The sequence below is a fragment of the Streptomyces aureus genome, assembly GCF_000725495.1.
In the GTDB taxonomy this organism is placed as follows: domain Bacteria; phylum Actinomycetota; class Actinomycetes; order Streptomycetales; family Streptomycetaceae; genus Streptomyces; species Streptomyces aureus_B.
The window spans coordinates 277216-301605 of the sequence record NZ_JNZD01000001.1 but is presented as its reverse complement, the minus strand read 5'-3'; the positions used below and the strand labels follow the sequence as shown (position 1 = coordinate 301605).

The 24390-nt window shown below is 69.8% G+C and carries 18 protein-coding genes and 2 tRNA genes; 12 read left to right on the top strand and 8 right to left on the bottom strand.

The window, feature by feature from the left end; all coding sequences use genetic code 11:
- Window positions 1-5: 5 nt before the first annotated feature.
- The 4 genes from yidC to rpmH are packed head-to-tail and all read right to left on the bottom strand — an operon-like array spanning window position 6 to window position 2185.
- Window positions 6-1304, bottom strand: a complete 1299-nt coding sequence (gene yidC / locus IO36_RS01360; RefSeq protein WP_037614963.1) for a membrane protein insertase YidC — start codon at window positions 1302-1304, stop codon at window positions 6-8.
- Between the two features lie 3 nt (window positions 1305-1307).
- A complete protein-coding gene (yidD, locus tag IO36_RS01355) occupies window positions 1308-1658 on the bottom strand; it encodes a membrane protein insertion efficiency factor YidD (protein ID WP_037614961.1) in 351 nt (116 codons plus the stop codon).
- Window positions 1655-2026 carry a ribonuclease P protein component gene (rnpA, locus tag IO36_RS44045; protein ID WP_078942937.1) on the bottom strand — a complete coding sequence of 124 codons (372 nt, stop codon included), beginning with the start codon at window positions 2024-2026 and terminating at the stop codon, window positions 1655-1657. Before rnpA ends, yidD begins: the two co-directional genes overlap by 4 nt.
- 21 nt (window positions 2027-2047) lie before the next feature.
- Entirely contained in the window at window positions 2048-2185 is a 138-nt protein-coding gene (gene rpmH / locus IO36_RS01345) for a 50S ribosomal protein L34 (RefSeq protein WP_006381191.1), read from the bottom strand.
- Between the two features lie 398 nt (window positions 2186-2583).
- Between rpmH and dnaA the strand changes: the two genes are divergently transcribed.
- The 9 genes from dnaA (at window position 2584) to IO36_RS01300 (ending at window position 16025) form a co-directional block, all read left to right on the top strand.
- Complete coding sequence (dnaA, locus tag IO36_RS01340) at window positions 2584-4614, top strand: chromosomal replication initiator protein DnaA (RefSeq protein WP_037614958.1); 2031 nt, start codon at window positions 2584-2586, stop codon at window positions 4612-4614.
- A gap of 1084 nt (window positions 4615-5698) precedes the next feature.
- Window positions 5699-6829: a DNA polymerase III subunit beta gene (gene dnaN, locus IO36_RS01335; protein ID WP_037614956.1), complete on the top strand. Its 1131-nt coding sequence runs from the start codon at window positions 5699-5701 to the stop codon at window positions 6827-6829.
- 190 nt (window positions 6830-7019) lie between these two features.
- Window positions 7020-7895: a phosphogluconate dehydrogenase (NAD(+)-dependent, decarboxylating) gene (gnd, locus tag IO36_RS01330; RefSeq protein ID WP_037614954.1), complete on the top strand. Its 876-nt coding sequence runs from the start codon at window positions 7020-7022 to the stop codon at window positions 7893-7895.
- Window positions 7896-8035: 140 nt separating this feature from the next.
- Complete coding sequence (recF, locus tag IO36_RS01325) at window positions 8036-9160, top strand: DNA replication/repair protein RecF (RefSeq protein WP_037614952.1); 1125 nt, start codon at window positions 8036-8038, stop codon at window positions 9158-9160.
- Window positions 9157-9723 carry a DciA family protein gene (locus tag IO36_RS01320; protein WP_037614950.1) on the top strand — a complete coding sequence of 189 codons (567 nt, stop codon included), beginning with the start codon at window positions 9157-9159 and terminating at the stop codon, window positions 9721-9723. The genes recF and IO36_RS01320 overlap by 4 nt, the downstream gene beginning before the upstream one ends.
- Window positions 9724-10423: 700 nt before the next feature.
- Entirely contained in the window at window positions 10424-12487 is a 2064-nt protein-coding gene (gene gyrB, locus IO36_RS01315) for a DNA topoisomerase (ATP-hydrolyzing) subunit B (protein WP_037614948.1), read from the top strand.
- A 42-nt stretch (window positions 12488-12529) separates the two neighbouring features.
- Window positions 12530-15121: a DNA gyrase subunit A gene (gene gyrA / locus IO36_RS01310; RefSeq protein WP_037614946.1), complete on the top strand. Its 2592-nt coding sequence runs from the start codon at window positions 12530-12532 to the stop codon at window positions 15119-15121.
- Between the two features lie 18 nt (window positions 15122-15139).
- On the top strand, window positions 15140-15847 hold the full coding sequence (locus IO36_RS01305) for a DUF3566 domain-containing protein (RefSeq protein WP_037614944.1): 708 nt from the start codon (window positions 15140-15142) through the stop codon (window positions 15845-15847).
- 101 nt (window positions 15848-15948) lie between these two features.
- A tRNA-Ile gene (locus tag IO36_RS01300) sits at window positions 15949-16025 on the top strand.
- Between the two features lie 86 nt (window positions 16026-16111).
- Here the strand turns inward: IO36_RS01300 and IO36_RS01295 are convergent.
- Together IO36_RS01295 and IO36_RS01290 are read right to left on the bottom strand one after the other, a co-directional pair.
- Window positions 16112-17275, bottom strand: coding sequence for an FUSC family protein (locus IO36_RS01295; RefSeq protein WP_063764810.1), 1164 nt, complete (start codon window positions 17273-17275; stop codon window positions 16112-16114).
- A gap of 1078 nt (window positions 17276-18353) precedes the next feature.
- A complete protein-coding gene (locus IO36_RS01290; RefSeq protein ID WP_078942934.1) occupies window positions 18354-18776 on the bottom strand; it encodes a DUF6344 domain-containing protein in 423 nt (140 codons plus the stop codon).
- A gap of 327 nt (window positions 18777-19103) precedes the next feature.
- Here IO36_RS01290 and IO36_RS47620 point away from each other — a divergent pair, with 327 nt between their 5' ends.
- On the top strand, window positions 19104-19232 hold the full coding sequence (locus tag IO36_RS47620) for a DLW-39 family protein (RefSeq protein ID WP_003999697.1): 129 nt from the start codon (window positions 19104-19106) through the stop codon (window positions 19230-19232).
- Window positions 19233-19456: 224 nt separating this feature from the next.
- Entirely contained in the window at window positions 19457-21016 is a 1560-nt protein-coding gene (locus tag IO36_RS01285) for a hypothetical protein (protein ID WP_209441131.1), read from the top strand.
- Between the two features lie 54 nt (window positions 21017-21070).
- Here the strand turns inward: IO36_RS01285 and IO36_RS01280 are convergent, their stop codons facing one another.
- Together IO36_RS01280 and IO36_RS01275 are read right to left on the bottom strand one after the other, a co-directional pair.
- Window positions 21071-23257 carry a serine/threonine protein kinase gene (locus tag IO36_RS01280; protein WP_037614942.1) on the bottom strand — a complete coding sequence of 729 codons (2187 nt, stop codon included), beginning with the start codon at window positions 23255-23257 and terminating at the stop codon, window positions 21071-21073.
- 126 nt (window positions 23258-23383) lie between these two features.
- Window positions 23384-23932 (bottom strand): helix-turn-helix domain-containing protein, encoded by a 549-nt coding sequence (locus IO36_RS01275; protein ID WP_037614940.1) that lies wholly within the window; start codon window positions 23930-23932, stop codon window positions 23384-23386.
- A gap of 181 nt (window positions 23933-24113) precedes the next feature.
- Here IO36_RS01275 and IO36_RS01270 point away from each other — a divergent pair.
- Window positions 24114-24186: transfer RNA gene (locus IO36_RS01270), tRNA-Ala, on the top strand.
- Window positions 24187-24390: the final 204 nt, after the last annotated feature.

The window sequence follows — 24390 nt, the reverse complement described above, 5'->3', positions numbered from 1 at the left end:
CCTTCTTACTTCTTGGACGGGGACTTGGGCCGCTGCGGGCCCTTGCGCTGTCCGGACTGGGCCTTGCTGCGGCTACCGGTGCCGGGCTTGTTGCCGCTTCCCGGGGCCGGCTTCGCGGCGGAGGGCTTGGTGTCCTGCGGCTCGTCGGACTTGGTCAGCGACGTCTTCGGCTCCGGCTCGTCCGCCGGCGTGCTGCCGGAGGTCCCACCCGACTGGCGCTGCGCCTTGGTCTGGCGCTTCGGCTGCTGTCGCTTGGGAGCGGCAGCCGCGGTGGTCGCGGTGGTGCCGTCCTCGGACTCGACGACCGTCACGTTCTCGCCGGCCACCACGAGGCCGTCGGGCTGGGCCACGAGGCCCGCCTTGGTCAGCCCGTTGATGAACTTGCGCTCGAACTCGTTGCGGTCGCGGCCCTTGGCGACGATGGCCTTGACGATGGCCTTCTGGCCGCGGCCACGGGTCTTGCCGTGCTGCGTGACGTGCTTCTGCAGGCGCTCCAGGTAGGCGGCCTGAGCCTTCGAACCCGGGGTCGGGTTGTTGCGGATGACGTACATCTGCTGGCCCATGGTCCACACGTTGGTGGTCAGCCAGTAGATGAGGACACCGACGGGGAAGCGGATACCGAAGAAGGCGAACATGATCGGGAAGACGTACATCAGCATCTTCTGCTGCTGCATGAACGGCGTCTTCACCGTCGTGTCGACGTTCTTGGTCATCAGCTGGCGCTGCGTGTAGAACTGCGAGCCCGACATCAGCACGATCATGATCGCGGTGACGACGCGGACGTCCATCAGCGAGGCGCCGAGCTTCTCGACGTCCGCGGCGCTGTCCAGGAACTTCGCGGCCAGCGGGGCGCCGAAGATGTGCGCCTTCTGCGCGCTCTCCAGGAGGCTCTGGTTGATCACACCTACGGTCTCACCGGACGCGATGCCGTTGAGCACGTGGTACAGGGCGAAGAAGAACGGGGACTGCGCCAGGATGGGAAGGCACGAGGAGAGCGGGTTGGTGCCCGCGTCCTTGTACAGCTTCATCATCTCTTCGGACTGGCGCTGCTTGTCGTTCTTGTAGCGCTCCTGGATCTTCTTCATCTCGGGCTGCAGCGTCTGCATCGCCCGGGTGGCCTTGATCTGCTTCACGAAGAGCGGGATCAGGCAGATCCGGATCAGAATCACCAGGGACACGATGGACAAGCCCCAGGCCCACCCGGTGTCGGGGCCGAAGATGGCGCCGTACACCGTGTGGAACTGGACGATGACCCAGGAAACGGGTGTCGTGATGAAGCTGAAAAGATTGGCAATCGTGTCCACTAATCAAGCTCCTTGAGCATGGGACGGGGTCTCTGCGGCCGGGACCGGGGCAGTGGTGTCCCCGGTGGCCGGTTCGGCGGAGGTCCCGCCCTTGCGTGCACGCCAGGCGTTGCGCAGCAGCTCGTGCCACCGCGGACGCTTGCGCTCCGGAACATGGTCCACGCCGCCCAGCGACCACGGATTGCACCGGAGGATGCGCCAGGCGGTGAGTGCCGTTCCCTTGATCGCACCGTGCCGGTCGATGGCTGTGTAGCCGTATCGGGAGCACGACGGGTAGTACTTGCAGACCGGCCCGAGCAACGGGCTGATCGTCCACTGGTACAGCTTGATCAGTGCAAGCAGTGGGTACTTCATCGCGCGCCCCCTCCCAGCAGCCGCTGCAGGGCGGCATCCAGGTCTCGGGCCAGCTGTTCATGGTCGGCGTCACCCGCACCGGGCAGCGCTCGTACGACTACCAGGCTACCGGGGGGCAACAGGGCGACCCGGTCCCGCATCAGATGGCGAAGCCTGCGCTTCACCTTGTTGCGGACGACGGCTCCGCCCACGGCTTTGCTCACGACGAAACCCGCACGCGTCGAGGGAGCGCTCTCCCCAGGCGCGTGCGGGTCCGGTGCACCGCTACGTAGATGGACGACGAGAAGCGGGCGTCCGGCCCGGCGTCCTCGGCGTACCGCGGTCGCGAAGTCCTCGCGCCGCCTCAGCCGATGCTCGGTAGGCAGCACGACATCATGACCTGTGAGTAATCAGGCGGACAGGCTGGCGCGACCCTTGCCACGGCGGTTCGCGAGAATCGCGCGGCCGGCACGGGTGCGCATCCGCAGGCGGAAGCCGTGGGTCTTGGCGCGACGACGGTTGTTCGGCTGGAAGGTGCGCTTGCTCACTCGGGGGCTCCAGAAAGAATCGGTGGTGGCGGGGTGCCGTCCTGGCTGTCACCGTGCGCCCACGAGGAAACTCGCATTACGCCCGAGTGCACCGCTTCCCGATCACTCTTCGCGATCTGTGCCCATCGGAGGCAGGCGGCAGCAGCCATCGACAACTCGACCTGGTTACGGTACGCGCGGCTACGCCATCCGGTCAAACCAACCGCCGACGAGGGACACTATCCACAGGCTGGGGACAACAACTTGAACCGCACCCGTCGCCCTGACTACCGTGGCTGAACTCCGATTCGTTCCCATCCCGCCGCCCCAGCGGCTTTGTTCCCCCCGCCCCAAGCGACTGACTTCCCAACCCGTTCCCAGAACCACACGTTCGTGGGACCCGTGAGAGAGCGTGCCCCGTGGCTGACGTACCTGCCGATCTTGCCGCAGTGTGGCCACGCGTACTGGAACAACTGCTGGGCGAGGGCCGCGGGCAGGGTGTCGAGGTCAAGGACGAGCACTGGATCAAGCGCTGCCAGCCGCTGGCGCTGGTCGCGGACACCGCTCTGCTCGCCGTCCCCAACGAGTTCGCCAAGAACGTACTCGAAGGCCGTCTCGCCCCCATCGTCAGCGAGACCCTGAGCCGCGAGTGCGGCCGCCCCATCCGCATCGCCATCACCGTCGACGACTCCGCCGGCGAGCCCGCGGTGCCCGCCCCGCCGCGCTACGAGGAGCCCGAGCTCCCCGCCTCGGCCGGCCAGGGCCGCGACCCGTACGAGAACCAGGGCCGTGACGACCGCGGCGGCTACGACGGCGGCCCGTACGACGGGTCAGGGGGCCGGGACGACCGCGGGGCCTACGAGAACAAGGGCCGGGACGACCGGGGCGGCTACGACGGCGGTTCCTACGACGGTGCCCAGTCCCGCGAGGACCGGGGGGGCTACGAGCCGCAGAACCGCGACGACCGCGCTCCGTACGACTCCCGCCGCGACGCGTACGAGGGCTACGGCCGCCACCGCGCCGACGACCACCGCGGCGGCCGCGCCGAGCCGCTGCCCGGCGCCCCCGGCGACCAGCTCCCGACCGCCCGTCCGGCGTACCCGGACTACCAGCGCCCCGAGCCGGGCGCCTGGCCGCGCCACTCCCAGGACGACTACGGCTGGCAGCAGCAGCGCCTCGGCTTCCCCGAGCGCGACCCCTACGCCTCCCCGCCGCAGGACTACCGGCCCCAGTCGGTGGAACGCCCGCCCTACGAGCAGCAGCGCCAGGACTACGACCAGCGCCCCGACCGCCGCGAACTGCAGGACCCCTCGGAGAGCCCTCAGGGCCGCAGGGGCGGTCCCGTGCCGCCGTCCGTGGGCGGTGCCCCCGGAGCGAAGTCCGCGCAGTCCGCGCCGGCGCCCGGTCCGGGTGAACCCACCGCTCGGCTGAACCCGAAGTACCTCTTCGACACGTTCGTGATCGGCGCCTCGAACCGCTTCGCGCACGCCGCCGCCGTGGCCGTCGCCGAGGCTCCGGCGAAGGCGTACAACCCCCTGTTCATCTACGGGGAGTCGGGGCTCGGCAAGACGCACCTGCTGCACGCGATCGGGCACTACGCCCGCAGCCTCTACCCCGGTACCAGGGTGCGGTACGTGAGCTCGGAGGAGTTCACGAACGAGTTCATCAACTCCATCCGCGACGGCAAGGGCGACAGCTTCCGCAAGCGCTACCGGGAGATGGACATCCTGCTCGTCGACGACATCCAGTTCCTCGCGGACAAGGAGTCGACGCAGGAGGAGTTCTTCCACACCTTCAACACGCTGCACAACGCGAACAAGCAGATCGTGCTCTCCAGCGACCGGCCGCCCAAGCAGCTGGTCACCCTGGAGGACCGGCTGCGCAACCGCTTCGAGTGGGGTCTGATCACCGACGTCCAGCCGCCCGAGCTGGAGACCCGTATCGCGATCCTGCGCAAGAAGGCGGTCCAGGAGCAGCTCAACGCCCCGCCGGAGGTGCTGGAGTTCATCGCGTCCCGGATCTCGCGCAACATCCGCGAGCTGGAGGGCGCGCTCATCCGGGTGACGGCGTTCGCGTCGCTCAACCGGCAGCCGGTGGACCTCGGTCTGACGGAGATCGTGCTCAAGGACCTGATCCCGGGCGGCGAGGACTCGGCGCCCGAGATCACCGCGACCGCGATCATGGCCGCCACCGCCGACTACTTCGGACTGACGGTGGACGATCTGTGCGGGTCCTCGCGCAGCCGCGTCCTGGTGACGGCACGGCAGATCGCCATGTACCTGTGCCGTGAGCTCACCGATCTGTCGCTGCCGAAGATCGGCGCGCAGTTCGGCGGCCGTGACCACACGACCGTGATGCACGCCGACCGCAAGATCCGCGCTCTGATGGCGGAGCGCCGCTCGATCTACAACCAGGTCACCGAGCTCACGAACCGCATCAAGAACGGCTGACCGCCGCAGGCCGTACCCGCCCGAGGGCGCCCGGGGACACCGTCCCGGGGCGCCCTTCGCCGTTTTCGGGCGTCTCCGCCAGCCCTTCGACGCGCTCTACGGAGCGCTCTACGGCGCGCCCGTCACCGCTGGCGGGCTTCCCCGCCGATTCTTCAGCGCGCTCATCGGGGTGTTCTTCGACGGCCGCCACCGCGCCCTGAGAGGTCCTGGACCGCCCCGAGACGGCTCCGCAACCGCCTCCCGAGGGCTCCGGAACCCCGTTCCGGGCGGCTCCCACGCCGTTCGCGACGCTACCGGTCCGACATCTGCTGTTCGAATCCGAGCCGGGTTACGGCCTCTCTCCACAGATGTGGTGACTTTTTTCCTTCCACATCCTGGGGACTGGGAAGTTGTCCAGATCCTGTCCACAGGCAGCACTGTTGAAAGACCATCAGACCAGGTCAGCCCCCTGTGGATTCGTGGACGAAGATTCTCCACAGGCTGTGGACCAAGAAGAGATCCACAGGCTGTGCGCAAGGTTGTCCACCGTCGGCCCACAGGTCCGGGCCGGTTGTCCCCAGCGATCTCCAGCTTCTCCACACCTCTGTCCACTGTTCGGCAACGCGCCGACCCGTCTCACCGCGTCGAGTGAAAGGCGTCACACCGAGGTGCCGGATTGGCCTGTGGGGAACGGGGGTAAAGCTGGGGACGACGCTGGGGAGAAGTCGCCCCTCGCTGTGGACCGGGTGTGCAGAACTTTTCGCCGTCCACAGAAACCCCGAGTTGTCCACCGCCTCCGCCCACAGGGTCAGTGGACAAAAAATCGCCTCTGAGCTGCGAAAACGGGGTTATCCACGGTATCCACAGGCCCTACTACTAAGACCAACTAGAGAGAGCCTGGGAATCGTTTCGAAGAGGGGGCTGTGCACAACTTGCTCTCAGCTGCCCGACTGCCGCCCGGCACGACTTGACCCCGAGAGGCAACGACTGTCAGCGAGGTGCGTCAGACTGGTCCCCGGTGTCCTTCCCCTCAGCGGTCGGAACGACACCGGGACGACGAAAGCCAGCAGGGCGAGAGCGCCGGCAACAGACGGAGGCGGCAACGGTGAAGATCCGGGTGGAACGCGACGTACTCGCGGAGGCAGTGGCCTGGGCGGCACGCAGCCTCCCGGCCCGTCCGCCGGCTCCTGTCCTCGCCGGCCTCCTCCTGAAGGCCGAGGAGGGCGCACTGAGCCTCTCCAGCTTCGACTACGAGGTCTCGGCGCGGGTCTCCGTGGACGCTGAGATCGACGAGGAGGGCACGGTCCTCGTGTCCGGCCGCCTCCTCGCCGACATCTGCCGCGCCCTCCCCAACCGGCCGGTGGAGATTTCCACAGACGGTGTACGGGCGACCGTGGTCTGCGGCTCCTCGCGGTTCACACTCCACACCCTGCCTGTGGAGGAGTACCCGGCGCTGCCCCAGATGCCGTCGGCGACCGGCACCGTCCCCGGTGAGGTCTTCGCCTCCGCCGCCGCCCAGGTCGCCATCGCGGCCGGCCGTGACGACACGCTCCCGGTGCTCACCGGTGTGCGCATCGAGATCGAGGGCGACAAGGTCACCCTGGCCTCCACCGACCGGTACCGCTTCGCGGTCCGTGAGTTCCTGTGGAAGCCGGAGAACCCCGAGGCGTCCGCGGTCGCCCTGGTGCCCGCCAAGACGCTCCTGGACACCGCCAAGGCCCTCACGGGCGGCGACAGCGTGATCCTGGCGCTGTCCGGCTCCGGCGCGGGCGAGGGCCTGATCGGTTTCGAGGGCGCCGGGCGCCGCACGACCACCCGTCTGCTCGAAGGCGACCTGCCGAAGTACCGCTCGCTGTTCCCGACGGAGTTCAACTCCGTCGCCGTGATCGAGACCGCCCCCTTCGTGGAGGCCGTCAAGCGTGTGGCCCTGGTCGCCGAGCGCAACACCCCCGTGCGGCTCAGCTTCGAGCAGGGCGTGCTGATCCTGGAGGCCGGCTCCAGCGACGACGCACAGGCTGTGGAAAGGGTCGACGCCCAGCTGGAGGGCGACGACGTCTCGATCGCCTTCAACCCGACGTTCCTGCTCGACGGCCTGAGCGCCATCGACTCGCCGGTCGCCCAGCTCTCCTTCACCACGTCCACGAAGCCGGCGCTGCTCAGCGGCAAGCCCGCGGTGGACGCCGAGGCGGACGAGGCCTACAAGTACCTGATCATGCCGGTGCGCCTGTCCGGCTGATCCCGGAGCCCGCCGGTCCCACGGACCGGCGGGCGCTCCTGGGCAGGGCATACGTCTGAGCGGATATGCCCACAGATGTGCGTGAGTTTCCACCGGTGCCCGAAAGGCGTGGGTGGTACCCCCCGGTTTAGGCTCGGACCCAGGTACGAGAGTGCCCTCACGCCACGTCGCAACCCCTAAGGAACAACTGATGGAGCTCGGTCTCGTCGGCCTCGGCAAGATGGGCGGCAACATGCGCGAGCGGATCCGCCGCGCAGGTCACACCGTCATCGGATACGACCGCAACCCGGACCTCGCCGATGTCCACAGCCTCGAAGAACTTGTGGGCAAGCTCAAGGGCCCGCGCGTGGTGTGGGTCATGGTCCCCGCGGGTGCCGCGACCCAGTCCACCGTCGACGAGCTGGCCGCCCTGCTGGAGCCCGGCGACGTCGTCGTGGACGGCGGCAACTCCCGCTGGACGGACGACGAGAAGCACGCCGTCGAGCTCGGCATCAAGGGCATCGGCTTCGTCGACTGCGGTGTCTCCGGCGGCGTCTGGGGCCTGGAGAACGGCTACGCGCTCATGTACGGCGGCGACGCCGAGCACGTCGCCAAGGTGCAGCCGGTCTTCGACGCGCTCAAGCCCGAGGGCGACTTCGGCGCGGTGCACGCGGGCAAGGTCGGCGCGGGCCACTTCGCGAAGATGGTCCACAACGGCATCGAGTACGCGATGATGCAGGCCTACGCCGAAGGCTGGGAACTGCTCGAGAAGGTCGACTCCGTCACGGACGTGCGCGAGGTCTTCCGTTCCTGGCAGGAAGGAACGGTCATCCGCTCCTGGCTGCTCGACCTCGCGGTCAACGCGCTGGACGAGGACGAGCACCTGGAGAAGCTCAAGGGCTTCGCACAGGACTCGGGCGAGGGCCGGTGGACCGTGGAGGCCGCCATCGACCACGCGGTGCCGCTGCCCGCGATCACCGCGTCGCTCTTCGCCCGCTTCGCCTCGCGGCAGGACGACTCGCCGCAGATGAAGATGATCGCGGCGCTGCGCAACCAGTTCGGCGGCCACGCCGTCGAGAAGGCCTGATCGAAGCCCCGGGGTCCTCGCACTCCGGGGTGACCCGGTTGTCCACAGCCGGGGAAACAGCCTGGGGACCGGGTCCACCCGGACCCCGGGGACACATCCGCAACACCGGACACCACGCTGGGGGAGGTCGGCGAACGACCATGCACGTCACGCATCTGTCGCTGGCCGACTACCGCTCGTACGCCCGGGTCGAGGTCCCGCTCGACCCGGGCGTCACCGCGTTCGTGGGGCCCAACGGACAGGGCAAGACGAACCTGGTCGAGGCCGTCGGCTATCTCGCCACCCTCGGCAGCCACCGCGTCTCCTCGGACGCGCCGCTCGTCCGCATGGGCGCCGACCGGGCGATCATCAGGGCGAACGTCCGCCAGGGCGAGCGCCAGCAGCTCATCGAGCTGGAGCTGAACCCCGGCAGGGCCAACCGCGCCCGCATCAACAGGTCCTCCCAGGTCAGGCCCCGTGACGTCCTGGGCATCGTCCGGACCGTCCTGTTCGCGCCCGAGGACCTCGCCCTGGTCAAGGGCGACCCCGGGGAGCGGCGGCGGTTCCTCGACGAGATGATCACCGCCCGCTCCCCGCGCATGGCCGGTGTCCGCTCCGACTACGACCGGGTCCTCAAGCAGCGCAACACCCTCCTGAAGTCCGCCGCGCTGGCCCGCCGGCACGGCGGCCGCACCCTGGACCTGTCCACCCTCGACGTGTGGGACCAGCACCTCGCGCGCGTGGGAGCCGAGCTGATGGCCCAACGGCTCGACCTGGTCGCCGCGATCCAGCCGCTGGCCGACAAGGCGTACGAGCAGCTGGCGCCCGGCGGCGGCCCCCTCGCCCTGGAGTACAAGGCGTCCTCGCCCGGCATCGTGGGTAACGCCCGCGAGGAGCTCTACGCCCAGCTGATGGCCGCCATGGAAGAGGCCCGTAAGCCGGAGATCGAGCGCGGTGTGACCCTCGTGGGGCCCCACCGGGACGACCTGCTGCTCAAGCTCGGCCAGCTGCCCGCCAAGGGATACGCCTCGCACGGCGAGTCCTGGTCCTACGCGCTCGCGCTGCGCCTGGCCTCGTACGACCTGCTCAAGGCCGAGGGCAACGAACCGGTGCTCGTCCTGGACGACGTCTTCGCCGAGCTGGACAGCCGTCGGCGCGAGCGCCTCGCGGAACTGGTCGCCCCCGGGGAGCAGGTGCTCGTGACGGCGGCCGTCGACGACGACGTACCGGATGTTCTGACCGGGACGCGGTACGCGGTGTCCGAAGGCACGGTGGAGCGCCTATGACGGAGAACACATCCGGAGCGGGTGCCGAGGGCTCCGCTCCCCGCAAGAAGACCCCGGAGCCGTCCGGCGTCGACCTCGCGCGCGTGGCGCTGCGCGCCGCGAAGGAGCAGGCACGGGCGCGCGGGGACGCGGCCCAGCAGAAGAAGCAGGCGCGCCGCGGCGGCGGACTGCGCTCGGGTTCCGGTGCCGACGGGCGCGACCCCATGGCGCTCGGCTCCGCGATCAACCGGCTGCTGACCGAGCGCGGCTGGGAGACCCCGGCCGCGGTGGGCGGTGTGATGGGCCGCTGGCCGCAGATCGTCGGCGACGACCTGGCCAAGCACTGTGTACCGCTGCGCTACGACGACGACCCGGCCGAGCGGGTGCTGACCGTGCAGTGCGACTCGACCGCCTGGGCCACGCAGCTGCGTCTGCTGGCGCCGCAGCTGGTCGCGCGGCTGAACCAGGACCTCGGGCACGGCACGGTGCGTCTGATCAAGGTCCAGGGGCCGACGGGCCCCGCGCGCCGTTACGGGCCGCTGCGGGCGCCGGGCAGCTCCGGACCCGGCGACACCTACGGCTGACCGGCCTCTTCCGGGCTTCTTTTTTCCTGACGGGCCCCGCCGGCCCCTTCGATGCCGTACTCCCGGGCGGATGCGGTGGTCGATTTCCGGCCGTCGTCCGTGGTGCCCTCGGGCCACTTCCCACCCGGGTTTCGGGTGCCCGCCCCCGTCATGGAGGACGGGCGGCGGCCGACCGCCGTGCGCCGGGGTCCCCCACCGCTCCCGCCCCTGGGTGACCCGCTGTTCCCGTGAGTGCGTCCGGGCCGGTGCCCAGGCGGTGCTCCGTCCTTCGCCACCCCATGCCCAGCGATCCGGGGAACCGTCCATATATGCAGGTCAGAGGCGTATCGAACGCCCTGTGTGAGGCTCCTTTGCGCGCCCGCGGGACGCCGCTCGGAGGGCTTCGGCGAGCCTCCGCGGGTGACCGATCGCGACCGCCGACGCGGACCCGGACCGCCGGCAGCCGAGGGTTGACACCCGGAAGGGCTGAGTGCCGCTGTAAGCCTCTTTGGGCCCGGGTCCGCATATGGGGAGTCGGGCGAGACCGGTTCAGGGCGGCACATGCGGACTCAGGTACCGGCAAACCCCCATCACTGTCAGCGCTACCGGTAGACTGGAAGCTAATCCCGCCCCACTAGTGGGACGCACCGAGCAACGCTGACTAAGGCTTACCAACGCAACACGCCGCAGCCGCTCCGGCCACCCGCCGGGAGTTCGGCTTGTGCTGTGCCAGAAAGGGCGCTTCGTGGCCGATTCCGGCAACCCCAACGAGAACATCCCGTCCACCGACGCCGGCGCGAACAGCGAGGTCACATCCTCGTACGACGCCAGTGCCATCACCGTCCTCGAGGGTCTGGACGCGGTCCGCAAGCGACCTGGCATGTACATCGGTTCGACCGGTGAGCGTGGACTCCACCACCTCGTGTACGAGGTGGTGGACAACTCGGTCGACGAGGCGCTGGCAGGCCACGCGGACACGATCGAGGTCACGATCCTCCCGGACGGCGGCGTGCGCGTCGTCGACAACGGCCGAGGCATCCCCGTCGGCATCGTCGCCTCCGAGGGCAAGCCGGCCCTCGAGGTCGTGCTGACCGTGCTGCACGCGGGCGGCAAGTTCGGCGGCGGCGGCTACGCGGTCTCCGGCGGTCTGCACGGCGTCGGCGTCTCCGTCGTCAACGCCCTGTCGAGCAGGGTCTCCGTCGAGGTCAGGACCGACGGCCACCGCTGGACGCAGGACTACAAGATGGGCGTCCCGACCGCCCCGCTGGTCCAGCACGAGGAGACCGCCGAGACCGGCACCTCGGTCACCTTCTGGGCCGACGCGGACATCTTCGAGACCACGGAGTACTCCTTCGAGACGCTGTCGCGGCGTTTCCAGGAGATGGCGTTCCTCAACAAGGGCCTGACCATCAAGCTCACCGACGAGCGCGAGTCGGCGAAGGCCACCTCCGGTGCCGACGAGGCGGGCGCCGACGAGAAGGCCGAGGTCAAGACCGTCACGTACCACTACGAAGGCGGCATCGTCGACTTCGTGAAGTACCTCAACTCCCGCAAGGGAGACGTGGTGCACCCCACCGTCATCGACCTGGAGGCGGAGGACAAGGACAAGAGCCTGTCCCTCGAGGTCGCGATGCAGTGGAACAGCGGCTACAGCGAGGGCGTGTACTCCTTCGCCAACATCATCCACACCCACGAGGGCGGTACGCACGAGGAGGGCTTCCGTGCGGCGCTGACCTCGCTCATCAACAAGTACGCGCGCGACAAGAAGCTGCTCCGCGAGAAGGACGACAACCTCACGGGCGACGACATCCGCGAGGGCCTGACCGCGATCATCTCGGTCAAGCTGAGCGAGCCCCAGTTCGAGGGCCAGACCAAGACCAAGCTGGGCAACACGGAGGCCAAGACCTTCGTCCAGAAGGCGGTCTACGAGCACCTGAACGACTGGCTGGACCGCAACCCGAACGAGGCCGCGGACATCATCCGCAAGTCCATCCAGGCGGCCACCGCGCGCGTGGCTGCCCGCAAGGCGCGTGACCTCACCCGCCGCAAGGGCCTCCTGGAGTCGGCGTCCCTCCCGGGCAAGCTCTCCGACTGCCAGTCGAACGACCCCACCAAGTGCGAGATCTTCATCGTCGAGGGTGACTCCGCCGGCGGCTCGGCCAAGTCCGGCCGCAATCCGCAGTACCAGGCGATCCTCCCGATCCGAGGAAAGATCCTCAACGTCGAGAAGGCGCGGATCGACAAGATCCTGCAGAACCAGGAGATCCAGGCCCTGATCTCCGCCTTCGGCACCGGAGTCCACGAGGACTTCGACATCGAGAAGCTCCGCTATCACAAGATCATCCTGATGGCGGACGCCGACGTCGACGGCCAGCACATCAACACCCTGCTGCTGACCTTCCTGTTCCGCTTCATGCGGCCGCTGGTCGAGGCCGGGCACGTGTTCCTGTCCCGCCCGCCGCTCTACAAGATCAAGTGGGGCCGGGACGACTTCGAGTACGCGTACTCGGACCGTGAGCGCGACGCGCTCATCGAGCTCGGCCGCCAGGCCGGCAAGCGCGTCCGCGAGGACTCGATCCAGCGCTTCAAGGGTCTCGGTGAGATGAACGCCGAGGAACTGCGCGTGACCACGATGGACATCGAGCACCGCGTCCTCGGCCAGGTCACCCTCGACGACGCCGCCCAGGCCGACGACCTGTTCTCGGTCCTCATGGGCGAGGACGTCGAGGCGCGCCGCGCGTTCATCCAGCGCAACGCCAAGGACGTCCGCTTCCTCGACATCTGAGTCGGTCTCAGCTGACCGCGTCAGAAAGGATCTTCACCAGCAATGACCGACCAGAACACTCCGAGCACTCCTGAAGAGGACGACTCGACCCTGCGCATCGAGCCCGTCGGGCTCGAGACGGAGATGCAGCGCTCGTACCTCGACTACGCGATGTCCGTCATCGTGTCGCGTGCGCTGCCCGACGTGCGGGACGGACTCAAGCCCGTCCACCGCCGCGTGCTGTACGCGATGTACGACGGCGGCTACCGGCCCGAGAAGGGCTTCTACAAGTGCGCCCGCGTCGTCGGCGACGTCATGGGCAACTACCACCCGCACGGCGACTCCTCGATCTACGACGCGCTGGTCCGCCTCGCGCAGCCGTGGTCGATGCGCATGCCGCTGGTGGACTCCAACGGCAACTTCGGATCTCCCGGCAACGACCCGGCGGCCGCGATGCGGTACACCGAGTGCAAGATGATGCCGCTGTCCATGGAGATGGTCCGCGACATCGACGAGGAGACCGTCGACTTCACGGACAACTACGACGGCCGTTCCCAGGAGCCGACCGTCCTGCCGGCCCGCTTCCCGAACCTGTTGATCAACGGCTCCGCCGGTATCGCCGTGGGTATGGCGACCAACATCCCGCCGCACAACCTGCGCGAGGTCGCGGCCGGTGCCCAGTGGTACCTGGAGAACCCGGAGGCCTCCCACGAGGACCTCCTGGACGCGCTGATCGAGCGCATCAAGGGCCCGGACTTCCCGAGCGGCGCGCTGGTCGTGGGCCGCAAGGGCATCGAGGAGGCCTACCGCACGGGCCGCGGCTCCATCACGATGCGCGCGGTCGTCGAGGTCGAGGAGATCCAGAACCGCCAGTGCCTGGTGGTCACCGAGCTCCCGTACCAGGTCAACCCCGACAACCTCGCCCAGAAGATCGCCGACCTGGTCAAGGACGGCAAGATCGGCGGCATCGCGGACGTCCGGGACGAGACCAGCTCCCGTACCGGCCAGCGGCTCGTGATCGTCCTCAAGCGGGACGCCGTCGCCAAGGTCGTCCTGAACAACCTCTACAAGCACACCGACCTGCAGACGAACTTCGGCGCCAACATGCTGGCGCTCGTCGACGGTGTGCCGCGCACGCTGTCCCTGGACGCGTTCATCCGTCACTGGGTGGCGCACCAGATCGAGGTCATCGTCCGCCGGACGAAGTTCCGGCTGCGCAAGGCCGAGGAGCGCGCGCACATCCTGCGCGGCCTCCTGAAGGCCCTGGACGCCATCGACGAGGTCATCGCGCTCATCCGCCGCAGCGACACCGTGGAGATCGCGCGAGAGGGCCTGATGGGCCTCCTGGAGATCGACGAGATCCAGGCCAACGCGATCCTCGAGATGCAGCTGCGCCGGCTGGCGGCCCTGGAGCGTCAGAAGATCATCCAGGAGCACGACGAGCTCCAGGCCAAGATCCGCGAGTACAACGAGATCCTCGCCTCGCCGGTGCGCCAGCGCGGCATCATCAGCGAGGAGCTGGCCGCGATCGTCGAGAAGTTCGGCGACGACCGGCGCTCCAAGCTGGTGCCCTTCGACGGTGACATGTCCATCGAGGACCTGATCGCCGAAGAGGACATCGTCGTCACCATCACGCGCGGCGGCTACATCAAGCGCACCAAGACCGAGGACTACCGTTCGCAGAAGCGGGGCGGCAAGGGCGTCCGCGGCACGAAGCTGAAGCAGGACGACATCGTCGACCACTTCTTCGTGTCCACGACGCACCACTGGCTGCTGTTCTTCACGAACAAGGGCCGGGTCTACCGCGCCAAGGCCTACGAGCTGCCCGACGCCGGCCGTGACGCGCGTGGACAGCACGTCGCGAACCTGCTGGCCTTCCAGCCGGACGAGGCGATCGCCGAGATCCTCGCGATCCGCGACTACGAGGCGGCTCCGTACCTGGTGCTCGCCACCAAGGGCGGACTGGTCAAGAAGACGCCGCTCAAGGATTACGATTCGCCCCGTTCCGGGGGTGTCATCGCGATCAACCTGCGCGAGACGGAGGACGGATCCGACGACGAACTGATCGGAGCCGAACTCGTCTCGGCAGAGGACGATCTGCTTCTGATCAGCAAGAAGGCGCAGTCGATCAGGTTCACCGCGACGGATGACGCGTTGCGACCGATGGGCCGTGCGACCTCGGGCGTCAAGGGCATGAGCTTCCGCGAGAGCGACGAGCTTCTCTCGATGAATGTTGTTCGACCCGGTACGTTCGTGTTCACTGCCACAGACGGTGGGTACGCGAAGCGCACCGCCGTCGACGAGTACCGCGTCCAGGGTCGCGGCGGCCTCGGCATCAAGGCCGCCAAGATCGTCGAGGACCGCGGCTCCCTCGTCGGCGCGCTGGTGGTCGAGGAGACCGACGAGATCCTCGCCATCACACTGTCCGGTGGTGTGATTCGTACGCGAGTCAACGAGGTCAGGGAGACGGGCCGTGACACCATGGGCGTCCAACTGATCAACCTGGGCAAGCGCGATGCCGTGGTCGGCATCGCTCGTAACGCCGAGGCCGGCCGGGAGGCGGAGGAGGTCGACGGCGATGACGCCGTGGACGAGACCGCCGAAGGCGTCGAGGCCGTCGGTACGGAAGAGGGCGAGCCGTCCTCGGCCGAGTAGCGCGAGGAGTGAGTCGTCGTGAGTGGAGCCACGGGCGCCGGATCGACCGGTACGGATACGGACGGCGGCCGTGGCACCGCCATGAACGGGACTGACTCCCATGACTCTCATGGATCCCAGGGGGGAACTGTGACGGACACCCGAGGCCAGCAGGCCCAGCAGCACGCGGGCGGGCAGGCGGCCCCGGTCGCTCCGGGCGTACCGCCCGTGGCACCGCCGGCGGCGCCTTCACCGCTGCCGGGCGAACGGCCCGGCCAGCAGGCCGCGCAGCCGTATCACCCGCCGCAGGCGTACCCGGCGCAGCAGCAGGCGGGCGCGGTCCGCCGTCCGCGCACCGGCGCGCGCACGACCCCGCGCGTGCGCAAGGCGCGGCTGCGGGTGGCCAAGGCCGACCCGTGGTCGGTGATGAAGGTCAGCTTCCTGCTCTCCATCGCGCTCGGCATCTGCACGATCGTGGCGGCGGCGGTGCTGTGGATGGTCATGGACGCGATGGGCGTCTTCTCGACGGTCGGCGGCACGATCTCCGAGGCGACCGGGTCGAACGAGTCCAACGGCTTCGACCTGCAGTCGTTCCTCTCGCTCCCGCACGTCCTGATGTTCACGTCGGTGATCGCGGTCATCGACGTGGTCCTCGCGACCGCCCTGGCGACCCTCGGGGCGTTCATCTACAACCTCTCCGCGGGCTTCGTCGGCGGAGTGGAACTGACCCTCGCAGAGGACGAGTGAGGGCGCCTTCAAACGCCCTCCGACTATCGATTTTGGGACTGGCCGCGTCGTGCGCTAATCTTCAGAGGTCAGCGCGCGGGACACACACCGCAAAGCGCGGCGGGGCTATAGCTCAGTTGGTTAGAGCGCATCCCTGATAAGGATGAGGCCACAGGTTCAAATCCTGTTAGCCCCACCAGCACGAAGACCCCCGGTCCACTTGGACCGGGGGTCTTCGTCGTTCGGGGAGTCCGATGACTGTCCGGCGTGCGTCCCGCGTTCCTGTCAGCGGCCTTGATCGGCCGTGGCCGCGTGGTCGGCGGGGCTGCGGTCTCCGGGCAGGAGGTGCGCCGGTTCGCCCGGGACACGGGCGCCTGCGGCCGGCGACGGGACCTCGGCGCCGGGACGGCCGCCATGGGCCTCGGTGCCCGGCCGGCCGTCGTGGCCCGCGGTGGCGCTTCCGGTCATCCGGCCCGCCAGCCACATGACGAACAGTCCGGTCGCCGCCCCGCACAGCGTCCACAGCACCCGGTAGCCGTCCGCCGTGTGCCCGGAGTGCTGCGGAAGGTCCATCAGGACGAGCGCCCCCGCGACGACGGCGGCGGTGCAGTACGTGCGGCTCCAGGAGCGGATGGCCGCCCCGTGCGCGAACAGGACGAGCGCCACCGCCTCGAGGCCGCGCTCGACGGCGAACAGCCTGACTCCGTGCTCACCCGGCGGCATGAGCAGCAGCACGGCGGCGAGGCCGGCTCCGATCAGCGCACCCGCGAGCCGCTGGGTGCCGACGGTCCAGGTCTGTTCCGGGTTCGGTGTCATGGCGATCAGGGCCACGACCGGGATCCATCCGCCGTGCGGCAGCTCCAGCCCGTACGCGAGCGCCACGGTGCCGGCGACGGCCAGGGCGCGGATCATCGCGAACAGGAGCAGCGGCCGGGCCGGCTTCTCCCACGGGGCGTCTCCGAACCGCTCTTCGGGGAGCTCGGGCCGTTCGACGCCACCGCGGATGCGCCGCAGGGCGAAGGCCACCGCGGTCCACAGCACCGCCCCTGCGGTCCAGGCGAGCACCTGGGCCCAGGTGCGGCTGGTGACGAGGTCGGAGGCATGGAAGCCGGACCCCAGCGCTGCGGCGACGAGGAACCAGAGGCTCAGGAGCGAGGCGCCGGTGATCCTGCGCCCCCCGGACACGGCGGTCGCACCGGCTGCCAGCGTGACCGCGAAGGCGGCGAGGGCGAGCCGGCTCCAGGAGTCCGCGCCGATGCCGAAGGCCAGCGCGGTGACCCCGGCCCCGGCCACTGTGCGGACACCGACGTCGAAGGCCCGCTGCCTTCGGCCGCCTGGAGAGGTCAGGGCCGCGAAGAGCAGCCCGAAGAAGGCGCTGGGCAGGTACTGCTCGCAGCCGGTCGCCCAGAGGGCCAGCAGCGGCACCAGCGCCACGTCCAGGAACAGCACCGCGCGCGGCCAGTCCGGCCCGGCGGTGCCGTGCCCGAAGACGTGGGGAAGCCGGCTTCCGGCCGTCCCCCCGCGATCGGGCTGTGCTGCTCGACTGCTTTCTGCTGCTCGATTGCTCTCACCGGCCACGGCCGCCCTGCCTCACTTGAATATCGGATATGTAGATTTCTATGACGAATTCTCCGATTCAAGTGGGTTCTGAGGCCGAAGCGACCCGCCGTGGACTCGGTGACATGCCGAAGGCCCGGCGACTTCCGGGTCGCCGGGCCTTTCCCTGGGTGCTTTGTACGCAAGTTCGCCGTTATGTCAGGGGGGCAGTGGGGATACCGCCGGGTGCCACACGGTGCGCCGAGAGGCGCACGGGCACGGCCGGAACGGACACGGCCGGGTGCCCAGGTGGACCCGTCGGACGGACGGACGGACGGGAGAGGCGGGGCAGGCAGGAGCGGAGAGGCGGGCTCCGGGGAGGAGCCGTGGGCTTCGGGGCATGGGGGAGCCGGACACGGACGCAGCGGGGAACCGGGCATCACGGGTTCACGAGGAACCGGGAGCCGCGGGTTCATGGACGAGCCGGGAGCCACGGGTTCGGGGAAGGACCGGGAGTCACGGGTGCGGTGATCTGCCGGGACCTGGAAGCACCGGTGCTGTGAAGTCTGGGAAGGGGCCGCGTGTCTCGGTGCCCGGATCGCGGGTCGTCCCGCCGTCCGGAGCGAAGCCTGTCGTGCCGTCGGAGCCTGTCGTGCCGTCGTAGCTTGTCGTGCCGTCGGAGCCTGTCGTGCGTCGGGCCTGTCCTGCCATGGGTCCGGATTCTGTCCCGTCGTAGGACCGAATCCTGTACCGCTGTCGGCTTCTGTCCTTCTGTCCTTCTGTCGGACCGAAGCCTGCCTTGCTGCCGGGACGGAAGACCTTCTCTGCCGTCCGGATCGAGGCCCGTCCCTGCTGTCTGGGTCGAGGCCCGTCTCGTCGCGTTGGATGATCCAGGTCGCGTAACTCGGGATGAAGCACGTCTTGTCGTCCGGGGCGAAGTCCGTCCCACTGCCGGGGTGAAGCCCGTCCGGTGCCCGGGTCGGTGTCCGGCTCAGTGCTGGAGCTGTGCCGCGGGTGTGAGGGGCTCCAGGAGCTCCGTGACGGGCTCCCCGGGGGTTTCGGGCCCGGAACAGGCGTCGGGGGCTGAGAGGCCTTCCAGGCTGCCCAGGGCGGCGGGGTTCGCGCTCTCGCCGTCCGCGGGTGCCCGGTGGCGGCAGGCCGGGGAGGAGCCGTGCGCCTCGGCACGGATGCGTTGCTTCATCGTGGGGGGCAGTGCCCGGTTGAGGGACCAGATCCAGGAGACCTGGGCCGGCGCGGTCTCCGGGGCCGCCGCCGGGGTCTCGGCGTTGCGGGCCGGGCCGGCCTGCGGTACGGCGGCGGCCGCGGTGGTGGTGACGAGTCCGAGCGTCGTGCACAGCGCCAGGAAGGCGGTGACGATCGCGCTCCACAGCTTCATGACCTTGTTCTGGGTCACGGCCCCTCACTTTCGGGTCGGGCGATTTGCGTACTTTCCTCATGATGTGTATGCGGGGCGCGAAGTGGTGGACCTGAGTCCGTGGCGCGGTGATGTTCAGATGAACACCACCCGGATGGTCGCAAGTGATCGGAAAAGTCCGTAGACGCCCGTGAAAGTCACAGCCTGTGACGTGTGATCACCGTGTGATCGGAGCGGTCGTCCGCCCTTCTACCGCTGGGCGCGGGGCCCCAGTTGAGGGCCGATCCAGGTCACCGATCGATATCGGTCGGTGTGTATAGTCGGGCGCCAGAAGTCCCCTACGTCAACGAAAGACGAGGTCGCGCGGTGAAGAAGCTTCTCCTGGTCGCACTGGCCGCCATCGGCGGGCTCCTCGTGTACCGCCAGATCCAGGCGGATCGCGCCGAGCAGGATCTGTGGACGGAGGCGACCGACTCCGTGCCCACGGGTTCGTGAGGATCGACAACAGTCTCGGAGCAGACCCCGGCCGCCTCGCGGTCGGGGTTTTGTGTTTCCCGGGCTCCCGCCGCTCCACCGAGGCGGGCGGACCGGTCGCACGGGCGAGAACGACGGCGATCCGGCCGCCGGGTTCCGGCCGGTCGTCCCGATAGCCCGGTGCGGCGGTGACCGACGGGGCAGGATGGTCCGCGCCAGGGGGCTACGACGAGGGGTGGCGCGGGATGGGGAGGCGCATACGGGGCCGGCGGGCAGGGGACCGTTATGCGAGGAGGCCGTGGCACGGCCGGACGCTCGCCGCCGCGGCGGCGGTGGCCGCCCTGTGCGCCGCCCTCGCACCCGGGGGCCGCGCGGACGCCGCTTCCGGGACGGCCGATTCGGGGGCGCCCGCCCAGGGCGTGAGGACGGCCGCCGACGATGCGCCCGGGCCGTACGCCTTCGGCGAGGACGACGCCACCGTCAAGGGCACGGCCGACTCGACCGACGCCGCGCTCCTGCGGTCCGGCCGGACCTACCGGAGCTCCGTCGGAGTCGCGGGAAAGGACGGCAGGCTGTATTACCGGGTCGAACTCGACGACACCTCCGACGCCTATGTCTCCGCCACCGCCGTTCCCCGGCCCGGGACCACGGTCACTTACTCGGACGGCCTCAAGGTCTCCCTCCAGGACGCCAACGGCCGCAACTGCTCCTTCACCGGCACGGTCCACTTCGGCGCGACCCAGAGCCCGCATCCCATCGCCGCCTGGGCTTCCCGCGAGTCGAGCGGTGATCCTTACGCCTGCCGGGCGGCGGGGACGTACTACATGGTCGTCGAACGCGTCGGCGCGGCGGGCACGTCGAGCGGTACGTCGTCCCTCTCCGGTACGGAGCCGTCCGCGTCCCGTCCGTGGGACCTGGAACTCGGCTTCGTGACGGAACCCGCCCTGAAGACGACGTCCGGCCCGACGCGCGCCCCGGACGCCTGGAACTCGGCGTCGCCCGAGGCCCTCGTCGGGGAGCCGAGGAAGCGCGGCGGCGGCGCGGGATTCGGCGAGGCCACCCGGCTCGAACAGGGAGCCTGGAAGGACGGCATCAGCCCGGGGCAGACCCTCTTCTACAAGGTGCCCGTCGACTGGGGACAGCAGGTCTACGCGACCGCGGACCTCGGCAGCGCGAGCGGCGGGGAGGGCTCCATCGGCACCGCCCTCGTCCTGTCCCTCTACAACCCGGTACGGGGCCTCGTCGACGGCGTCGGCGCCGGGTACGACGGCAGCCAGCGTTCCGCCGGGCTCGACCCCCTGCCTCCTGTCGCCTACGAGAACCGCTTCGCGCTCAACGACCGGGTGAGCGGCATGCGGTTCGCGGGCTCCTACTACCTCGTCGTCCATCTCGCGGCCCAGGTGGCCGACCGCTTCGGCGACGGCCCGTTCGGGCTGACCCTGCGCGTACGTGTGTCCGGGGCCGCGGGGACGGGTCCCGCCTACGCGGGGGCGCCGTCGCCCCAGGACGTGTTCGCGGTTCCGGCGGGCGGCTCCGACAGCGCGCAGGGCGACGGACCGGCGGACAGCACCCCGGCCACCGGGAAAGGCGGCGCGGGCGCCGGCCACTCCACCTCCATGAAACTCCTCGCCGCCGGCGGCATCGGCACCGGAACCCTGCTGATGCTCACACTCGGCCTGTGGACGGCGATCGCGCGCCGCCGCGCGGTGCGGACCGCCCGGCCCGCACCGCAGGACGCGGACACCGCATCGGCCACGCTGCCGCTGCCGGCCCCCTGGGAGCACGGGGCGACACGGGGCCGCTAGCAGCTCCCGCCGCCTCTTCCGCGTTCCTCCGAGGCTCCGCGTTCCTCCGAGGCCTCAGACCTGGGCCAGTGCCCAGAAGCCCACCGCGAAGCAGGCCAGGGCGAGCAGCAGCATCGGGACGGCGACCACGGCCGGCGGCCCCGGACGCGGTCGTGCGCGCCTCCTCCGGTGTCCCGGGCTCGCGGGCGGAACCTGAACGGACCGTGCGGTGTACGAAGCGGTGGGGGTGTACGGGTGCTGCGGCATCGCCGCGGGCGGCACCGGTGTCGGTTCGGGGGAGGACACCTGGGTGGGAAGGAACGCCGTCGGGGGAGTCGGGGTCGGTGTCGGCGTGGGGGTCGGGTCGTAGGGCGGCGGGCGGAGCAGGGCGGACGCGGGCGGCGGCAGCGGGACCGAGGTGGGGGGAGTCGGCGTCAGCGTGTCCGGCGGGGAATCCGGGCGTCGCGGGGTCCAGGGGTGCGTGGACGGGGTGTTGCCGGAAGGCTCGGCCGCGTGCTGCCGCCTGGGGTCGGTGGCAGCGGGCCTCGGCGGAGGCAGATGGAAACTTCCGGTGTCCGACATCGAGGACGGCCGGGGAGGGGCGGCGGGGGCGCTTCGAGGGGCGTGGCTCCGGGAGGCGGGATGCCGGGGGGTGGCGTCCGGGGCGGTGGTGGCGGGAGTGTGCGCGGACGCGGACGGAGTTTCCGTGCCGCCGGACGCCGACGGGGTCGCTGGGCCGTCGAGCGCCGAGGGCGCGTCTACGCCGTCGGGCACGGCCGGAGGCGATACGTGCTGTTCATCGCCGGGTTCGGCCACCGCCTGCGTCCGGCCCGGTCGAGCGCGGGGGCCTGTGCCGTCGCCGGCGGGCCCCGCTTCCGGCCCGCCCCGGGCCGAGCGCTGCTCCGTGCCGGCGGGACGGGGCACCGGGGGCACGCTTCCGGTGCCGGAGCCGCTGTGCAGGCTTCCGGTGCCGCCGTGCAGGCCTCCGGTGCCGGTGCCCGAGGCGGACCGGACGCCCCCGGGAACGCTCTCGTGGGGCTCCTGAGATTCCCTCAACTCATCGGGTTCACCAGGGTCGTTGACTCCCGGACCGGGCACGGAGCCCGATCGCTCACCCGAGACACCCGAGACACCCGATACTTCCGAGAACCCCGAGACACCCGAGTCGCTCAAGTCCCCCAGGTCCCCCAAGTCGCCCGGGGCTCCCGGGCCGCCCCGGCCGTGCCGTGAGCCGGCACCCGTCCCGAAGCCGGTGCCGAAGAAGTTTCCGAGGCTCGATCCGGTGCTGGGGTCGGTGTCGGGCCCCGGCGCCGCGGCCGTCGTGTCCGGAAGTCCGGGCGAGGACAGGGTCCGGGAACCCCCGGTCGCGTTTCCCCCCGGACGCAGCGGTCCCGAGGGCCCGAACCCCTCGGGCAGCGGCCCCAGTTGGTCGAAGACCTCGATCAGTTCGTCGTCGGGCCCCGGCTCCGGCAGCAACTCGACCGCCGCGGCGAGGGCCTTGCGCGCCCCTGTGGCGGTGCGGAACCGCGCGTGCGGATCCGGCTGGAGAAGCATCGCCACCACCTGCCACAGGGGCTCGGGTATGCCCCGCGGCGCGGACGGCGTGCCGTGGTCCGCGAAGTACTCGATCAGTGCCTTGGCGTCGGGCTTGGCGCCCTCGAGGAGGTACAGGGCGACCAGGCCGACGGCGAACAGGTCGGCGGGGAAGTCGGGATCGGAGCCCAGCATCTGCTCGGGAGCGAAGTAACCCGGCGTCCCCACCACGTAATTGGTCTCGGTGAGCCGCGGTTCGCCGAGCCGCATGGCGATGCCGAAGTCCGACAGGCGCAGCCGCGGCCGCCCCGTTCCGGTCGCTTCGAGCAGCACGTTGGCGGGCTTGATGTCCCGGTGCACCACGCCTTCCGCGTGCACCGCGGCGAGACCCGCGAGGAGCTGGTCGGTCAGCGTGCAGACGAAGGAGGGAGGCAGGGGGCCGTAGTCGTTGACCAGATGGACCAGGGAGCCCCCGGCGACCAGGTCCATGGTGAACAGGACCTTGTCGTCGTCCGCGGCCCAGCTGGCGGGAGCCAGCACATGGGGATGGTCGATCCGCAGCGCCTGCTCCCGCACGAACCGCAGGAGGGCGTGGGCGTCGCTCTGCTGGAGCACCTTGGCGGCCACGTAACGGCGCCGCCTGTGGTCCCAGGCGCGCCACACCGCACCGACTCCCCCGCGCCCGATCGGGTCGACCAGTTCGTACCGGCCTGCGAAGACCTCACCCATGGTCGTAAGTCGCTCCCCTTCGGCGGTCGGTCCGGAGACCTCTTCCGAGGTGCCCGGCTGCGAGACGTGCGGCGGCCGGAAGGCGTCGGTGCCTCCGGCGCCGGGCGGTCGGCGGCCGGGCTCGGCTCAGCTCTGGTGGGACTGGTAGTGCGCGACCGCGTCGGACGTACGGCCGGCGCCGTAGACCCGGAGGAACTCTGCCAGTTCCGGGTGGGTCGGGGCGAGCGTGTCCGCCGCGTCGATGATGTCCCCGGCGGCGGCCACCGAGCGCAGCAGCGACTGGATCTCACGGACGACCCGCTTGACCGTCGGGGCTCCCGAACTGGTCGTGGACTGCGTGGTGTTGCTGAGCACCGATCCCCCCTGGGACTTCTTGATCTCGTCCATCCGCTCGGTCGCCTCGGCCGCGCTGACGCTCCCGTCGGCGACCTGGCCCGCGAGATCCTGTAGAAGCTGGACGCGCTGGACCACGGCGGGATTGCCGATCTTGGCCCGCTGACCGCTCATCAGCTGGGACAGCATCGGTGCGGACAGGCCCAGCACCCCGGCAAGACGCGCCTGGTTCAGACCCAGGTCCTCTATGAGCCTACGGAAGAGCGCCCCCAGCGGCTCCCCGTACCAGTTCCGCTGCAGCTCCCGGGCTCTCGCGGTTGCTTCCTGCTGTGCGGCGTCCATTGCGTCTCCCCATCGCTTCCCCAAGTACCGCGGTTCGCGACAGCGAACCACGTCGAGCATCTTACGGAGAGTGGTCGTCCACGGGGACCCCCAATATTTTGCGAGATCCCCTGGGTGACCCGGTACTCTGGTCTGCGGCGCCCGTCGACGGATGGTTCCTGTGGTCGGACGCTTCTTTTGCGGGGCCTTAGCTCAGTTGGTAGAGCGCTGTCTTTGCATGGCAGATGTCAGGGGTTCGACTCCCCTAGGCTCCACACAGAGGACCGGCCAGACGCCCATCGCGGCGGCTGGCCGGTTTTCGTATGTCCCCCTTCGTCCGCCGCACGACCCCGCACTGAGGCGGTTTCCGGGTCGGAACGGCTCGGGCGGCAGCCCTTCAGTGACCTGGATCACAGCAAGGGCTTTGCAGGCGTTGCAGATCTTTGCGCAAACGACCTGGTCGGCGCATGGCCCCTGGG

Excerpts from the sequence above, each read along its gene's own strand:
- yidD (WP_037614961.1), bottom strand. The coding sequence starts at position 1,658 with ATGAAGTACCCACTGCTTGCACTGATCAAGCTGTACCAGTGGACGATC.
- gnd (WP_037614954.1), top strand. The coding sequence starts at position 7,020 with ATGGAGCTCGGTCTCGTCGGCCTCGGCAAGATGGGCGGCAACATGCGC.
- recF (WP_037614952.1), top strand. The coding sequence starts at position 8,036 with ATGCACGTCACGCATCTGTCGCTGGCCGACTACCGCTCGTACGCCCGG.
- IO36_RS01320 (WP_037614950.1), top strand. The coding sequence starts at position 9,157 with ATGACGGAGAACACATCCGGAGCGGGTGCCGAGGGCTCCGCTCCCCGC.
- gyrA (WP_037614946.1), top strand. The coding sequence starts at position 12,530 with ATGACCGACCAGAACACTCCGAGCACTCCTGAAGAGGACGACTCGACC.
- IO36_RS01285 (WP_209441131.1), top strand. The coding sequence starts at position 19,457 with ATGGGGAGGCGCATACGGGGCCGGCGGGCAGGGGACCGTTATGCGAGG.
- IO36_RS01280 (WP_037614942.1), bottom strand. The coding sequence starts at position 23,257 with ATGGGTGAGGTCTTCGCAGGCCGGTACGAACTGGTCGACCCGATCGGG.
- IO36_RS01275 (WP_037614940.1), bottom strand. The coding sequence starts at position 23,932 with ATGGACGCCGCACAGCAGGAAGCAACCGCGAGAGCCCGGGAGCTGCAG.